This window comes from Nocardioides guangzhouensis, assembly GCF_004519545.1.
Classification (GTDB): domain Bacteria; phylum Actinomycetota; class Actinomycetes; order Propionibacteriales; family Nocardioidaceae; genus Nocardioides; species Nocardioides guangzhouensis.
Map to the genome: position 1 here is coordinate 1 of NZ_SDKM01000063.1, position 15284 is coordinate 15284.

The 15284-nt window shown below is 73.7% G+C and carries 16 protein-coding genes; 8 read left to right on the plus strand and 8 right to left on the minus strand.

The window, feature by feature from the left end; all coding sequences use genetic code 11:
- Together EKO23_RS23260 and EKO23_RS23265 are read left to right on the plus strand one after the other, a co-directional pair.
- Positions 1–428: MMPL family transporter (locus tag EKO23_RS23260; protein ID WP_167880621.1), on the plus strand; the 428-nt coding region annotated here is incomplete at its 5' end.
- Between the two features lie 107 nt (positions 429–535).
- Complete coding sequence (locus EKO23_RS23265; protein ID WP_134720874.1) at positions 536–742, plus strand: hypothetical protein; 207 nt, start codon at positions 536–538, stop codon at positions 740–742.
- Here the strand turns inward: EKO23_RS23265 and EKO23_RS23270 are convergent.
- The 5 genes from EKO23_RS23270 to EKO23_RS23290 form a co-directional block, all read right to left on the minus strand.
- A complete protein-coding gene (locus EKO23_RS23270; RefSeq protein WP_167880622.1) occupies positions 720–3491 on the minus strand; it encodes a helix-turn-helix transcriptional regulator in 2772 nt (923 codons plus the stop codon). The genes EKO23_RS23265 and EKO23_RS23270 overlap by 23 nt on opposite strands.
- Before the next feature lie 112 nt (positions 3492–3603).
- The gene (locus tag EKO23_RS23275) at positions 3604–4329 is read right to left on the minus strand and encodes an ABC transporter permease (RefSeq protein ID WP_134720876.1); all 726 of its coding nucleotides are present in this window, start codon (positions 4327–4329) and stop codon (positions 3604–3606) included.
- Positions 4326–5198 carry an ABC transporter ATP-binding protein gene (locus tag EKO23_RS23280; RefSeq protein ID WP_134720877.1) on the minus strand — a complete coding sequence of 291 codons (873 nt, stop codon included), beginning with the start codon at positions 5196–5198 and terminating at the stop codon, positions 4326–4328. The genes EKO23_RS23275 and EKO23_RS23280 overlap by 4 nt, the downstream gene beginning before the upstream one ends.
- 28 nt (positions 5199–5226) lie before the next feature.
- Positions 5227–5412: a hypothetical protein gene (locus EKO23_RS23285; RefSeq protein WP_134720878.1), complete on the minus strand. Its 186-nt coding sequence runs from the start codon at positions 5410–5412 to the stop codon at positions 5227–5229.
- A gap of 107 nt (positions 5413–5519) precedes the next feature.
- Positions 5520–6665 carry a helix-turn-helix transcriptional regulator gene (locus EKO23_RS23290; protein ID WP_134720879.1) on the minus strand — a complete coding sequence of 382 codons (1146 nt, stop codon included), beginning with the start codon at positions 6663–6665 and terminating at the stop codon, positions 5520–5522.
- Between the two features lie 274 nt (positions 6666–6939).
- Here EKO23_RS23290 and EKO23_RS23295 point away from each other — a divergent pair, with 274 nt between their 5' ends.
- From EKO23_RS23295 to EKO23_RS23310, 4 genes are all read left to right on the plus strand, one after another.
- Positions 6940–7287 (plus strand): hypothetical protein, encoded by a 348-nt coding sequence (locus EKO23_RS23295; protein WP_134720880.1) that lies wholly within the window; start codon positions 6940–6942, stop codon positions 7285–7287.
- The gene (locus EKO23_RS23300; RefSeq protein WP_134720881.1) at positions 7284–7772 is read left to right on the plus strand and encodes an MBL fold metallo-hydrolase; all 489 of its coding nucleotides are present in this window, start codon (positions 7284–7286) and stop codon (positions 7770–7772) included. The genes EKO23_RS23295 and EKO23_RS23300 overlap by 4 nt, the downstream gene beginning before the upstream one ends.
- Positions 7769–8110 carry a hypothetical protein gene (locus tag EKO23_RS23305; RefSeq protein ID WP_134720882.1) on the plus strand — a complete coding sequence of 114 codons (342 nt, stop codon included), beginning with the start codon at positions 7769–7771 and terminating at the stop codon, positions 8108–8110. The genes EKO23_RS23300 and EKO23_RS23305 overlap by 4 nt, the downstream gene beginning before the upstream one ends.
- A 116-nt stretch (positions 8111–8226) precedes the next feature.
- Positions 8227–9432, plus strand: a complete 1206-nt coding sequence (locus EKO23_RS23310) for a cation:proton antiporter (RefSeq protein WP_134720883.1) — start codon at positions 8227–8229, stop codon at positions 9430–9432.
- Between the two features lie 5 nt (positions 9433–9437).
- On the opposite strand, the gene EKO23_RS25520 is transcribed toward EKO23_RS23310, so the two are convergent.
- Positions 9438–10334 carry a hypothetical protein gene (locus EKO23_RS25520; RefSeq protein ID WP_167880620.1) on the minus strand — a complete coding sequence of 299 codons (897 nt, stop codon included), beginning with the start codon at positions 10332–10334 and terminating at the stop codon, positions 9438–9440.
- Between the two features lie 114 nt (positions 10335–10448).
- Between EKO23_RS25520 and EKO23_RS23320 the strand changes: the two genes are divergently transcribed.
- A complete protein-coding gene (locus EKO23_RS23320) occupies positions 10449–10979 on the plus strand; it encodes a DUF1269 domain-containing protein (RefSeq protein ID WP_134720884.1) in 531 nt (176 codons plus the stop codon).
- A gap of 12 nt (positions 10980–10991) precedes the next feature.
- Positions 10992–12113: a S1C family serine protease gene (locus tag EKO23_RS23325; RefSeq protein ID WP_134720885.1), complete on the plus strand. Its 1122-nt coding sequence runs from the start codon at positions 10992–10994 to the stop codon at positions 12111–12113.
- 649 nt (positions 12114–12762) lie between these two features.
- Here the strand turns inward: EKO23_RS23325 and EKO23_RS23330 are convergent.
- Entirely contained in the window at positions 12763–14361 is a 1599-nt protein-coding gene (locus tag EKO23_RS23330; RefSeq protein WP_134720886.1) for a putative Ig domain-containing protein, read from the minus strand.
- Between the two features lie 118 nt (positions 14362–14479).
- On the minus strand, positions 14480–15211 hold the full coding sequence (locus EKO23_RS23335) for a class F sortase (protein WP_342773633.1): 732 nt from the start codon (positions 15209–15211) through the stop codon (positions 14480–14482).
- Between the last annotated feature and the right edge of the window lie 73 nt (positions 15212–15284).

A 15284-nucleotide genomic window follows, 5' to 3' on the forward strand; every position in this document is an offset into this window, starting at 1 on the left:
TCCTGTTCGGGCTCTCCATGGACTACGAGGTCTTCCTGGTCTCACGGATCCGTGAGGAGTACGTCCGCACCGGCGACGCCCGCGGCGCGGTCCGGACCGGCGTCGGCGCGATCGGCAAGGTGATCGTCGCCGCCGGCATCATCATGGGCGTCGTCTTCTGGGCCTTCGTGCTCGGCGACGACCGCACGGTCAAGGCGTTCGGTGTCGGCCTCGGCGTCGCGATCCTGGTCGACGCGCTGGTCGTCCGGATGATCCTCGTGCCCGCCGTGATGCACCTGCTGGGTCGCAAGGCCTGGTACATCCCGCGCTGGCTGGACCGGGCGCTCCCCGCGCTCACCATCGAGCCGGAAGAGCACGACGCGGCCGCCACGGCCGAGGAGCACGACGAGGAGCCGGACGAGGACCGGACTCCCGTCCCGGTCGGCTGAGGCCGACCACCCCTCACCCGGGTGGCCCGTACGGCGTCGACCTCGCCGTGCGGGCCACCCGCCCACGTCCCGTCCCGCGCCCGACGCGCCCATCCCCGGAGGACCCCATGACCCGCTTCCACGACCTGCTCGCCACCGAGATCCGGGACGCCGCGCGCCGCGCCCACGCCCACGAGCTGGCCGGCGCGCACGACCTGGCCGACTGGTGGCGCGGTCGCGGCCAGGACCTGAGCAGCTACCTGGACGGCGTCCGGCTGCGGCAGACCGTCCCGTCGCCCGGCCAGTCGCCGATCAGGCGTCGACCCGCTGCGTGAGTGCCCCGGCGAACCGGCTGATCAGCTGTCCCCGGGAGGCGACACCGAGCTTCGGGTAGGCCTTGTAGAGGTGGTACTCCACGGTCCGCGGGCTGAGGAACAGCTGGGCGGCGATGTCCTTGTTGGAGGCGCCCTGGCTGACGTACCGCACGATCTGCAGCTCCTGTGCGGTCAGGCTGTCGATGCCGTCGACCTCCGCCGCCGACGCTCCCTCGCCGCTGGCCCGGAGCTCGGCGGCCGCCCGCTCCGCCCAGACCCGGGCGCCCAGGGACTGGAAGCCCTCGAGCGCGGCACGCAGGTGCTCGCGGGCCGCCCGCACCTTCCGCTCCCGGCGCAGCAGCTCACCCAGGGCCAGGCGGGCACGAGCCGCGCCGAGGGGCAGGCCGAGCCCGGCCAGTCCCTCGGCAGCCGTCGCCAGGTCCTCCTCGGCCCCGGGGCCCCCGAGGAGGCCCCTGCACCAGGTGGCCGCCAGGGCGGTACCGGGCGTGCTCGCGACGGCCCCGGCCCGAGCGGCGATGCGGGCCACGGCGTCCCCGACCTCGGCCGTACGCCGGGCGCGGGCGGCCGACTCCACCAGGTCGGGCGTGCACCAGAGTGCGATCACCGGGTGGCCCTCGCCCGGCTCCGCCGACGCGAGGGCGACCAGGCGGTCGACGGCCTGGTCGTACCTCCCGAGCCCGAGGTCGAGCCGCGACCGGGCCCAGGTCACCGTCGCGTTGGTGAGGCCCAGGCTCCGAGGGCCGGCGATGGCTCGCGCCTCGTCCGCGCACCGGAGACACTCCTCCTCATCGCCCACCGTGGCCGCGACGAACGCCAGGATCGCCAGCAGCTGGCCCGCCGAGCGCTGCTGCTCCGACTCTCGGGCCAGGCGCAGGCCCTCCTCGGCGCCGCTCCGGCTGGCGCCGAAGTTGCCGGCCAGCGCGAGGCTCATCGCCGAGTGCTCCAGGACGTAGGGAAGGCTGCCGGCCGCCCCCGCCCGCCGGGCCTGCTCCAGGGCCCGGACGTAGTGCTGCATCATCCCGGTCGGGTCGCCGAGGTTCAGCGCGGCGATCCCGCACCAGACGGTCACCCGCGGTTCGCCGAGGTCGGCCCCGAGGGCGAGGTCGGCCAGCAGCACGGTGGGGTCCTCGACGTCGTGCGCGCGCATGCCGTGGTTGCTGACCTCGAGCCACGCGGCGAGGAACCGCTCGCGAGGGGACGCCGCCGCCCGCAGTCCCTGTGCCGACACCGAGATCTCCTCGAGCCGGTCCAGGTCTCCGGCGTACGCCGCCGCCTCGACGGCCTCGGCCAGCAGCTCCCGGGCGTCCCCCGGACTGACGTCGCGCAGCAGGTCGGCGCCGGCGAGGAACAGCCGGTGCGCCTCGTCCACCTCGCCGCCGCGCGAGGCCGCCCGGGCGCGCAGCGCGACCAGTCGGCCCCGGGACAGGGGATCGCCCGCGATCGGCTCGGCCCGTTCGACGAGCAACCGTGCCCGCGCCGACTGCCCGGCCAGCCAGGCCGAGTCGGCGGCCGCGCTCAGTCGGCGTACCCGCTCGGCCCCGGTGGAGGAGAGGTCGGCGGCGCGTTCGTACGCCGCCGCGGCCGCCGCGTGCCCGCTGCGGAGCCGGGACCGTTCCGCGACCCCGTCGAGGGCGGCGGCGAGGCCGTCGTCGATGCCGAGCGTGGCGGCCGCGCGGTGCCACACGGCGCGATCCGCCTGGCCTCGGGCCTCCTGCACCGCGGCCAGACGCAGGTGGGCCTCATGGCGCTCGCGGGCACCGGCGTCGCCGTAGACCGCCGCCCGGGCCAGCGGGTGCGTGTAGAGCAGGTTGCGGCCGTCGTACCGGACCAGGCCGGAGGTCTCGACCGCCTCCAGCACCCGGTCGAGCCCGTCGACCCCGGCAGCCTCCGCGAGCACGTCGAGCTCGCCGCCCGGCTCCGCCGCCGCCACCAGGAGCAGGTCCCGGGCCGTCGGGGGCAGGACTGCGGCCCGTTGCAGGAACGGTCGCTCGAGCCGCTCGCCCAGGGAGAGCGCGTCGGGGAGCGGGTCGCGCCCGGCCAGCTGGTCGGGGGTGAGCACGCGGACCATCTCGACCAGCGCCAGCGGGTTGCCGTGGGTGCGTTCGGCCAGGGCGTGGCTCACCGCCTCGGGCGGCGCGACGCCGACCACGGCCGCCATGAGGGCGCCGACGTCGTCGTCGGGAAGCCCGCCGACCGGGAGCTCGAGCACGCCCGGAAGCCGGGCGACTGCCGTGATCGCCTCGTCACCGGTGCCGGCCTGCTCGCGTGCGGCCAGGAGGAGCAGCACCGGCTCGGCGGCCACCCGCCGGGCGACGAAGAGGAGCGCGTCGAGAGAAGCGGTGTCCCACCACTGGACGTCGTCGAGCGCCAGCAGCAGCGGCTCGTCGTGCGCGGCCTCACTGACCAGGGACAGGAAGCCGAGCGCGACCAGGAACCGGTCCGGCGTGCTGCCCGCCTCCAGCCCCAGCGCGACCCGGACCGCACCGGCCTGGGTCGCCGGGAGGTCGTCGAGGAACGGCAGCAGTGGGTAGAGCAGCTGGTGGGCGGAGGCGTAGGCGAGGTCGGACTCGGCCTCGACCCCGGTGGCGCGCAGCACCCGGAAGCCGGGGGTCTCCGCGGCCCGGTCGAGCAGCGCGGTCTTGCCGACACCGGCCTCGCCGCGCAGCAGGACCGTGCGTCCCTGCGCGTCGCGAGCCGCCGCCAGCGCCGCCTCGATGCCCGCCCACTCGGCGGTCCGGCCGATGAGCACCCCGTCACGATATTCCTCGGCCCGGTGGCCTGAACACCCCAGCGTCCGGGCGCGCGACCGGCCCCGCCGGACGGTGCCGGCGGGGCCAGTCGGACGTGGTACGGCGGGCCGCTCAGGCCGTCGTACGGCGCAGGGTCGCCGCCCCGGCACCGAGCGCCAGGACCGTGCCGCCGACCACCACCAGGGCCGGTCCGGCGACACCGTCGGCGCCGCGCGAGACCCGGTCGAGGGCGTCGTACGCCCACGTCATGGGCAGGGCCCACGACACCGCTTCCAGGACGGGCGCCATCGCGTCGCGGGCGGTGAGCAGCCCGCAGAGGAGGAACTGCGGCAGCAGGAACGCCGGCAGGAACTGCACGGCCTGGAACTCGGTCCGCGCGAACGCCGACACGAACAGGCCCAGTGCCATCCCGAGCACCGCGTTGGCCACGGCGAGCAGCAGCATGGCCCAGCGCGGACCCTCGACGTCGAGCCCGAGCAGCCCGAACGAGAGACCACCGACCAGCGCGACCTGGACGACCGCGAACGCGGCGAACGCGGCGGCGTACCCGAGCAGGATGTCGAGCCTGCCGACCGGCATCGTGAGCAGCCGTTCGAGGGTGCCGGTGGTCCGCTCGCGCAGCATCGCGATCGAGGTGACGAGGAACATCGACAGCAGCGGGAAGATCCCCAGCAGCGGGCCGCCGATGCGGTCGAACGTCGAGCCGTCCTCGAAGACGAAGCGGATCAGCGTGAGCAGGACGCACGGGACCACGAGCAGCAGGGCAAGGGTCCGGTGGTCGTGCCGGAGCTGGCGGACCACGCGGCCCGCGGTCGCGGCGGTGGCACGGGCGCTCATGACGCCACCCCCGTCGCGGTCCGGGCCGGGCGCTCCGCGTGCAGGGCCAGCCGCAGGAAGGCCTCCTCGAGGTCCTGCTCCCCGGTGCGGGCGCGGAGCCGCTGCGGGGTCTCGGTGGCCAGCAGCGTGCCCTCGCGCATGAGCAGCAGCTCGTCGCAGCGGGCGGCCTCGTCCATGACGTGGCTGGAGACCAGCAGGGTGGTGCCGCGGGCGGCGAGCTCCTCGAAGGTGCCCCACAAGCGACGCCGCAGCACCGGGTCGAGGCCGACGGTCGGCTCGTCCAGGACCAGCAGCTCGGGCTCGCCGAGCAGGGCAGTCGCAAGGGAGACCCGGGCCCGCTGGCCCCCGGAGAGGTTGCGGGCCAGCCGCCACCGGGCGTGGTCGAGGTCGACGGTCTCGAGCACCTCGTCGACGCGGTCGGCGGGGGTGCCGAGGAGCCGGGCGAAGTACCCGAGGTTCTCGTCGACGGTCAGGTCGTCGTACAGCGCCGGCGCCTGGGTGACGTACCCGACGCGCGGCCGCAGGTCCGGCGACCCGGCCGGCCGGCCGAGCACGGTGACGCTGCCGCCGGAGATGCGCTGGACGCCCATGATCGAGCGGATCAGCGTGGACTTGCCGCAGCCGCTGGGGCCGAGCAGGCCGGTGACCGAGCCGCGCGGGATCTGCAGGGAGACCTCGCGGAGCACGGTCTGGCCGCCACGGCGGACGTAGAGGCGCGTGACCTCCACGGCGTGCCCCGGCTCCGGGCCGGACGAGGCCCGGGGGGTCGCGGTGGCGGCCGTGCCGCTGACGACGGTGCCGTCGGCACTCGGTGCGGGACGGAGGCCGCCGAAGGTGAGGTAGCCCGGGAGGGCGTGCAGGTGGGACATCTCTTCTCGTTCCTCGGGTGGGGCCGGCTCACGCGGCCGGGTGGGTGGTCTGGGCGGGCTGGACGGACATGTCGAGCTGCAGGTGGTCGACGAGCAGCGCGACGGCGCCGAAGGCGGCCGCGCAGACCGCGGTGAGGGCGACCGCGGCCACGAGGGCGCGTCGTACGGCGTGGGCGGCCGAGCGGGGCGGACGATGGGCGAGGGGGTGGGACACGGTGGCTCCTGGGTGGGGGCTGGATCGGGTCCCCACCATCGCCAGCGCCGGCCTTCCGGGGCATCCGTGGGACCACTGGTCCCGGCCCCGGTGGCCGCGCCCGTGCCTCAGGTCAGGTGCACCATCGTGTCGTGGAAGGTGTCGGAGTAGTGCTCCGCGAACAGCTTCGCGGTCAGCTCGCCCCGGCTGCTCACGCCGAGCTTCTCGAAGACCGACTTGATGTAGCCGCGCACGGTGTGGCTGGACAGGTGCAGCTCGGTGGCGATGTCGGGCGTCGAGAGCCCACGGGCCACGCAGCGGACCACGTCGCGCTCGCGGGAGGAGAGTCCGTAGGCCTCCACGATGATCGGCGCGATCTCGGCGCTCTGCGCCTGCTCGATCACCACCGCGACCGGGCTGCCCGGGTCGGACTCGTCGAGGCTGGAGGCGTGCATGACCACCCAGCGCCCGCCGCGGTCCCGGAAACGGAGTCGCGCCGGCTGGTCGTCGTACCCGAGCGCGACCGCCCGGGCCTGGGTGACCAGCGGCATCAGCACCGGCGCGGACAACAGCCGGTCGGGCGCGGAGCAGCGCTTCATCAGGGCCGCCCAGGACTCGTCTGCCGGGTCCGGTCCGTAGATCGCGCTCAGCCACGCCTTGGCCTCGAGGCTGGCCGACAGCAGCCGGCCGTCCGCCCCGATCAGGAGCACGCCGGGTGCCTGGGCCGAGCGCGCCATCGGCGAGTGCAGGACGTTGCGGCCACGCAGGGCGACCCCGATCGCGTGCGACACCGAGGAGAGCAGCCGCAGCTCCTCCTCGGTGAACTCCGGCCGACCCTTCTCGCGGTAGAGCCCGCCCACCGCCCAGGTGGTGCTGCCGGTCCGGCACGCGATGCGGGCCTCGTCGTCGTACCCCTGCGGGACCAGGAAGTCGCGGTACCGCGGGCTGCGCAGGGGCCGCCCGTCGGTGGCCTGGCGCAGCGAGCCGGCGGGCTGGGTCTGCCGGGCGAGGTCGCGGAAGAGGAGGGCGTCGCTCTCGTGGAACTCGCCGCGCCAGAACGGCCAGCAGAGCTCGGCGTCCATGTTGACCAGGCGGGCGGGAACCGTGGCCAGCATGGTGTCGGGGTCGACGCCGAACCACGTGGCCCCGTCGTACGGCACCACCTTGCGCACCTCCTCGCTGAGCTCGGCGAGGAAGTCGTCGGCGTGGGGTGAGCGGCGGTCCGCCCGCCGGATCGACTCGACCAGGCGGTGCGCTGCTGCCGTCGGGGCCATCCCCCGACGGTAGGACGAGCCCCGCCCGGACGGATCCCCCCAGATGTGGGGGGGTCCAGTCCACCGGGTCACCCACGATCGCGGGATACCCGGCGGGACCTCGGCAGCCGAGGGTGGAGGCCGTCCACCAGACGACCACACCGAGGAGATCGACAGACCACCACCACCACCCGGGCCGGACTGCTCGCCGCCGCGACCGCCGCAGCCGCGGTCGCCCTCGCTGCGCCCGCCCACGCCGCCCCGGGTCGAGGCCACGGCGCTCGGCGCCTACGCCATGGACGGCACCGGCGTCACCTACGCCGGCGAGTTCACCGGCGGTGCGCCGTTCGCCGGCACCTGGAACGGACGGATGGCCGCCGAGGACGGGAGCTTCCCGCCGCTCGGGTCCTGCGAGCCGGCCACCGCGAGCCTGCGGGTGCAGGCCACCGGGCGGGACGACCACTACGAGCTGGCCGCGACCGGACAGGTCTGCGGGATCCTGCTGCCGCTCGGCACCATGCACCAGTTCACCGGCCGCTGGGACGTCGTGGACACCGACGTGAAGCAGCTCCGGCGCGCCGAGGGCGTGATCGACCTGCGGCTGCTCGACGGTCAGTCCGACGTCTACGTCTACGGGCGGTGACCGCGGTGGAGACCGCCGACCTGCCCGTGACCGCGCCGGTGACCCTGGCACCGGACACGTTCCTGATCACCAACATGGCGCCGGCCGGCCCCGGCGAGTACCTCCCGGTGGACTCGGTGCTGATCCGCGGCGAGGAGCCGGTGATCGTGGACACCGGGGCACCGATCCACCGCGAGCTCTGGCTGGACCAGGTGTTCGACCTGGTGGCGCCCGAGGACGTGCGCTGGGTCTTCCTGTCCCACGACGACGGCGACCACACCGGCGCCCTGCACGAGGTCCTCGATCTGTGCCCGAACGCCACCCTGGTCGCGAACTTCTTCTCGACCGAGCGGCTGGCGCTCGAGAAGGCGCTGCCGCTGCACCGGATGGTGTGGCGGGAGGACACGGAGTACGTCGACACCGGCGACCGGCGGCTGCGCCTCGTCGTACCGCCGATCTTCGACGGCCCGGCCACCCGCGGCGTCCTCGACGAAAGACCGGCGTGATGTGGGCGGTCGACTCGTTCGCCGCCACCGCGCCCGGGATCGTGCACCACGTCGACGACCTGCCGGCCGAGCACTACCGGGAGTCGTTCCACTTCATCAACAGCCTGGTCTCGCCGTGGCACCAGTGGCTCGACCCGGTGCGGTACGGCGCCCACGTCGACCGGGTGGAGCGGCTCCGCCCGACCGTGGTGGCCAGCGCGCACGGGCCGGTGCTCACCGGGCAGGCGATCCACGACGCGTTCGACATGGTGCGCGAGATGGCCGGCCAGCCGATCGTGCCGCGGCCGGGGCAGTCGGTCCTCGACGAGCTGCTCGCCATGGTGCTGCAGCGCGACTGACCCGCGAACCCGCGCGGCGCCTTCCCTGTCTCACCCGGGACGGGGGAAGGCGCCGGCCCCGACCGGCCAGCACAGTGGAGCGTGCCCCGGGCCCGTCCGGGAGCCCGGGAGGAACCATGCCGGACACGGTCACCTCGCTGTTCTGGATCTCGCTGGTCGGCGTGGTCGCGCCGCTGATCGCCGGGCTGGTGCCCCGCAAGCTGCTCCCGGAGGTCGTGCTGCTGCTCGGGTTCGGGATGCTGATCGGCGAGTACGGCCTGGACCTGGCCGCGAAGGACGACGGCGTGACCACGCTGTCGCAGCTGGGCCTGGCGATGCTGTTCCTGCTTGCCGGCTTCGAGATCGACCCCGCCGAGCTCGCCGGCCGGGAGGGACGGCGGGCGCTGCGCACCTGGATCGGGAGCCTGTCCTTCGCCTTCGTCCTCGTGGTCGTCCTCAACGTGGCGTCGGAGCGGGACCTGGAGATCACGGTGGCGATCGCGCTCACCTCGACGGCGCTCGGCACCCTGCTCCCGATCCTCAAGGACGGCGGCCTGCTCGAGCGTCGGGTGGGCCAGCACGTGCTGCGGCACGGCGCGTACGGCGAGCTGGGGCCGGTCGTGGCGATGGCGCTGTTCCTCGGCACCCGGGGGACGCTGCAGTCGCTGCTCGTCCTGCTGGCCTTCGCCCTCGTCACCGTCTTGCTGGCGCTGCCGTCGCACCGTCTGAGGGAGAGCACCGGGCGGGTGCTGCACGTCCTCCGCGCCGGCGCCGAGACGACCGGGCAGACCACGGTGCGGCTCACCATGCTGCTGCTGGTCACGCTCGGCGCGGTCGCGACCGCCTTCCACCTCGACATCGTGCTGGCCGCGTTCGCGGCCGGGTTCATCCTGCGGCTGGCGATCCCCGACGGCAACGAGCACCTCGAGGCCCGGCTCGAGGGCATCGCCTTCGGCCTGCTGATCCCGATCTTCTTCGTGACCTCCGGCATGGGCATCGACCCGGACGCGATCGTGAGCCGCCCGGGTGCGTTCGTCGCGGTGATCGCGGGAATCCTGCTCGCCCGGGGCGGGCCGGTGCTGCTGGTGACGCTGCGCGGGCGGGCCGGGTCGGGCATGTCGGTCCGGGAGGCGGGCTCGGTCGCCCTCTTCGCCGCAACCGGCCTCCCGATCATCGTCGCGGTCACGTCGGTCGCGGTCGCGGCGGGCGAGATGTCGAGTGACAACGCCTCGCTGCTGGTCGCGGGCGGTGCCGCCACCGTGCTGCTGTGCCCGCTTGCCGCCACCCTCGTGCTGGGCCGGGCCGGTCGCGAGCCGACGACCGACGAGACCGCCCCTGCGTGAGCCGGTCAGGCCGGGGCCGGACCCCCGTCCGTCGCCGGCACCCGCAGCGCCTGCTCGAGGTCCGCGACGACCGCGTCCAGCACCGGCGGCACGGGCGCGGTAGCGCCCGGGGACAGCGCCTGCTCCACCCGGGACCGGGCCGCGCGCACGGCGTCACGCAGGGCGGTGGCCCGGGCCCGTTCGGCGTCACCCGGCGCGGACGCCTCGAGGACGGTCAACCGGTCCTCGACGGCGGCCACCCGCCCGGCACCACCCACCTGCCAGCCACCGGCGGCGCCGTCACGGGTGCCGGTGTCGCGCAGCTCGGGCAGCAGGTCGCGGGCAAGCCAGGCGACCTCGGCCTCTGCGGCCGCGAGGTCCGCCCGCCAGCGGCGCCGCCGCCGGCCCACGACCAGGACCGGGACGCCGACGGCGGTCAGCACGGCGAGCGCCGCGAGCAGCCACCCCAGCCAGGCCGGGAAGCCCTCGTCGTCGCCCTTGCCCTCGGAGGCAGAGCCCCCGGCCGGCGTGGTCGGCGCCGACGTGGGCCCCTCCGTGGGGGTGGACGGTTCCGTGGGCGTGGCCGGGGGCTCCGTGGTCGGCTCCGTGGTAGGTGGCGTCGTCGGGGGCGTCGAGGGGGTCGTCGGGGGCGTCGTCGGAGGCCCGGTGGGTTCAGTGGGTTCCGTCGTGGGCGGAGTGGTCGGCTCCGTCGTGGGTTCCGTGGTGGGTCCCGTCGTGGGCGGGGTCGGCTCGCCGGTCGGCCGGGTGACGGTCCTGGTGGGGCTGGGCACGGACGGCGTACGGGTCGGCTCGATCGTCGGGGAGCGGGTCGGCTCGACCGACGGCGACCCGTCTCCGTCGCACGCGGCCACCAGCACCGCCAGGAGGACGGCGGCGAGGACGGGTGTGCGACGGCTCGTCATGCCGTCATCGTGGACATCCGCTTCCGGGCCCGGCTCACCCGGGACGGGGGAAGCCCCGGTACGGCGCCACGCGCAAGGTGGTCGCAACCGAACGTGACACGAGGAGGCACGCGAATGTCGTACGACACCTTCATGGTCTACGTGGGGGTCTACCCGGACGAGGAGTCCGCGGAGGCGGACTACCAGCTGGTCAAGGACCTGCACACCGAGGCCGGCCTGATCGACGCCTACGACGCGGCGGTCATCCACCGGCGGGCGGACGGCAAGGTCAAGATCACCAAGAAGCACGAGACCCCGACCCGCGTCGGTGGGGTGCTCGGCGGCGGGTTCGGGCTGGCCACCGGCCTGGTGGTGGCGCTGTTCCCCTTCGCCGCGATCGGTGGCGGCCTGCTCGCCGCCACCACCGCGGGCGGCGCCGTCCTGGGCGCGGTCGCGGGGCATGCCGCGGCCGGGATGAGCCGCGACGACCTCAAGGAGCTCGGCGAGCAGCTCGACGCCGGCGAGGCGGGCCTCGTCGTGGTCGGCGTCTCCGACATGGGCGCGAAGATCGAGCGGGCGATGGAGCACGCCGAGAAGCTGCAGGCCAAGCAGCTCAAGGCCGACCAGGCGGCGATCGAGGAGGACGCAAAGGCCGCTGGCGCCTGAGGCCACTCCACGATGACGGGCGACTCCGGAGACCGGCCGTCCGAGGCCGCAGCGCCACCGGACGAGCCGGGCCCTGCCCTGGTCCGGCAGCGCCGCATGCCGCGCTGGGGCTGGTGGGCGCTCTCGCTCGCGGGCGCCGGCGTGCTCGGAGGGCTGGTCGGGGGCCTGCTGGTGGACGCCGCGCACGACAACGGCTCGGGATGCAACGCGACGTCGGTGGCCGGTGAGGTCCTGCCGTCCGTGGTCACGGTCGTCGTGGTCGGCCGGGACGGCACCCGGAGCAACGGGACCGGCGCCCTGGTGCGGTCCGACGGGTACGTCCTCACCAACGAGCACGTGGTCTCCACCGCGGTCGAGGCCGGCGCCGAGGTCACCGTGCAGTACAGCGACGGCACCGAGTCGGACGCCACCATCGTGGGGGTCGACGCCATCACCGACCTCGCGGTCATCCGCGCGGAGGACGGGGCGGACGGACGCGCGCTGCTGGACCCGTCCCGTTCGGCGCTCCGGGTCGGCCAGCCCGTGGTCGCCCTGGGCGCGCCCCTCGGCCTGTCCAACACGGTCACGGCCGGGATCGTCAGCGCGCTCGGACGCTACGTCCCGGTGCCGACCGGCGACGGCCGGGTGGCCCACCTGCTCGACGCCGTCCAGACCGATGCGGCGATCAACCCCGGCAACAGCGGCGGCCCGCTCGTCGACTGCTCCGGCCGCCAGGTCGGCGTCAACACGGCCATCTCGACGGTGCCCAACTCCGAGGGCGTCGGCGGTGGCGGCAGCGTCGGGCTGGGATTCGCCATCCCGATCAGCGTCGCCGGGCCGGTCGCCGACGAGCTGATCGAGCACGGCCGCGCCAACCATCCCGTCCTCGGCCTCGCGGCGCGGGTCGTCACGGAGGACCCGGAACGGCCGCCGAACGGCCTCGAGGTGACCGCAGTCGCACCGGGCGGTCCTGCCGAAGCCGCCGGCCTGGCGCCGGGCGACCTCCTCACAGAGATCGACGGCGAGAAGGCCGTCAGCACCGAGCAGCTGGTGCTCGCGACCCTGCGGCACGACGCCGGCGACACCATCCGGGTCGGCTACCGGCGGGGCGGCGACACCGGGAGCGCCGACATCACGCTCGCCCCCGCACCCTGACCGCGGACCGTCGGCGCCCGTCGTACGCCGAAGGGCCCCGGACCGCATCGCTGCAGGTCAGGGGCCCCTCGGGTGATGGTGGCAGGTGAACTCGACCAACCCGACCTGATTCTTCGACGCGACAGCAATTTCACGCTTGGCACCCCCAATCCGACCACCGATTACACCCCACATCGGAGGTCGATTCGGCTCTCTTCTCCCAACGGTTTCCCAACATCGCGCTATCCACAGTGCCCCCATCCGCTGCGCTGACAGTGCCGCGATGTCGACCACTTCGTCGCGCACGACTTGTGCCTGAAGCGAGTGTGCCCTGCCGCGATCACGTTGGCAGCCCAATCGCGGCCGGACGCCGACGGCGGCTGCAACGCTCTAACTGGGTGGTCCCTGTTGCCGCCAGCACCGGCTCTTCGGACAAGCCACTCCGGGGCCCGTCACCACCCAGCCTAGAACGCCCCTGCCACCCGTGTCTTGACACAGAGGGGAGCCAGATCCGCGCTCAACGCGGCTATGTGAGTGCGTTTCGGACTCGGTGCGCGAGCAGGGGCAACCCGGCGCGACGACACGTCCGGGAAGTTGCTGCATGTTGCTTCGGCGCTCGCGTGGACGGCCCACTCCTGCCACTGAGGTGGTCCGCACAAGCCCTGCTGAGTCAGTTCCCGTGGTTGCGTAGTCTCCGGGCCAGGCCGAGGGCGGTCAGTGCAGCGGCACCGGCCACGGTGAGCCACCACCAGCCTCCAGAGTCGTCGGCGCTCCCGGTGGCGTCACGTGCGGGGCCGGGATCGCCTGCTGCGACGGCGGTCGGAACCAGCGAGGACGGCTGGTTGTCGGGGCCGGTGCCCGGCTCCGCTGTCGACGACGGGCTGGGCGCGGGAGCGCAACCGGGCGCGACCCGGATCGACAGTTCGGTGGTGGCGGTCAGATCGGTGGCGTCGGTTGCCCGGACCGTGAACTGGTAGGTGCCTGCGCTATTGCGAGGCAGGGTTCCGGTGATCGCGCCGCCCGTGGCAAGCTCCAGCCCCGGAGGAAGGTCCCCCGCTTCCAACGTCCAGGTGACCGGTTCTGCTGGTCGAAGAAGTGGTCGCGGCGACGTTGCTCGACCTGCCGCCTCGGGGCCGCCCTGCACGTCAGGAGTGTGAGCCGAGTAGCGCTCGCACTCGGTGCCGGCTGGCAGCGGCGTGCAGTCGATCTGCAGGGCGCCGACGATGTTCCGGTCCGACCGCCAGCCGTCGAAGGTGTTGCAGATCAGCGTCGCTGAGCTGGGCACCTCCGCGGCCGAGTTGACCCAGATCCCGATTCCGGTCGCGTCGGTGTTGTCGGGATTGTCGGAGGGGTTGCGGGCGACGCGGTTGAAGCTGATGGTGTTGCCAGTGCTGCCGGCCGAGACCGCAACCCCGATGTCGGTGCCCAGACCGGTGAAGGTGTTACGGGTTACCGTCACACCACTGGCGCCGAACAGGAGCACGCCGGTGCCGTTGCTGGGATTGCAGGCGCCGGGTGCCGGGGGCAGCGGGCAGGGCGGAGGCCCGGGGGCCTGATCGCTGCTGCCGTGGATCGTGCTGTTCTCCACCCGTCCGCTGGTCACGCCGACGAAGGTCACCCCGTTCTGGGCGATCAGTCCCTCCAGCGGATGCGGTGGCCCGGCCACACTGCCGGCGGCGACGCTCATGGTCACCCCAGCCCGGGCCTCGAAGCCGCTCTTCTGGTAGTCCCTGACCGTGGTGGCGGTGATGTCCACCGTGCGCGTCGCACCGCCGCTATCCGCCCGGATGGCCCGTCCGGTCTGACAGGAGGGGAAGGCGTTGTTCTGTTGCTGCCAGATGTGGTCCACGATCACGTTGTCGACCGTGCCGCTGGCGCCGTTGAACCAGATGCCGTACAGGACGTTTCCAGCGTTCGTGCAGAGCTGGAAACCGTTGGCGGGCCCCATGATCGTGACGTTCTGAATGTTCATCGAGCTGCCCGCGTTGGTGACGATCGCGCCGTTCCACTGCGGGCCACCGGCGTCGGTCGCGCTGATCGTGAACCCGGCCCCGTCGATGGTGAACCCGTCCGGGACGGTCAAAGGTTCCGTCGTGGCGCAGTCTGCGGTGAGGGTGAACGTGGTGCCGGTGGTGTCACCGTCACACGCGACGGTGATGTCGGCCGCCCCCGCCGGCGGCGCCAGCGCCATCGCACCAAGGGAGACAGCGGCGAGCAGCAAGATCAGGGCGCCGAGGCGCCGTACCGGACGTTGACCAGCGATCGACATGGGATTCCTCCCTGACCCCGCGTCGGGTGGACCAGACCAAAGGTACCGACACGACGCCACGGTTGGAACAGGCTCGCCGCTGCTCACACGGCTGGATGGCCGCGTAACGGGGGTGGGGTTACGCCGAAGGAGCTGCGGTGACCACAGTGTTGGAGAGGTAGACCGCCCCGTTCCAGTCCGCGCAGTTGATCAGGACCAGCCGGCCGGGGACGGCTTGGGAGAACACCCGCTCGGCGTGTTGGGCCAGAGATGCCTTGCGATAGACCCGGACGCTGGAGGCCCGGTAGCGCAGCGTGCCGGTGGTAGTGCGGACCCGCAGCAGGTCCCCCTTGTGAACGCGCGCGAGGTCGTCGAAGACACCCCCGCCCGTGTGCACCGTGTGGCCTGTGATCAGGGCGCTTCCCCGGGCGGCGCCAGGCTGTGCCCCGCCGGACCACCAGCCCAACACCTGCGTGTCAGCGGGCGGCACCAGAACCCGGTCGGCGCCCAGCGAAATAGGCACGACGGGCGCATCGAGCGCCAGGACCGGGATCTCCAGGCGAACTGGCCGCCCTGGCCGGGTCGGCCCAGGAGCGCTGGCCGGAGGTGATGGCTGGGCAGGCGAGGGCGTGTCAACTGCCCCAGCGACCGTGGATCGGTCCGGTCTCTCCTGGTGGTCCGTCGCGCCACGGAATGTGCCGCCCGCGAGGACCAGGACCCCAACGAAGACCGCGCCGAGCACGGCCACCGCCACGACCCGCCTCGGCCGAGTCACACGATGACCGTGCGCGGACGCGGGCCCGGGACCTGAACTCACCAGACCACGATAGGCAGCCGAACCCGATTGTGAGGTGGGTAGGCCCATCGGCATGACAGAGCACGGATCACGGCACGAGCGCGCACAACGCGGCAGTGAGCGGACGGCCGCAGCGTCGCACGCTATC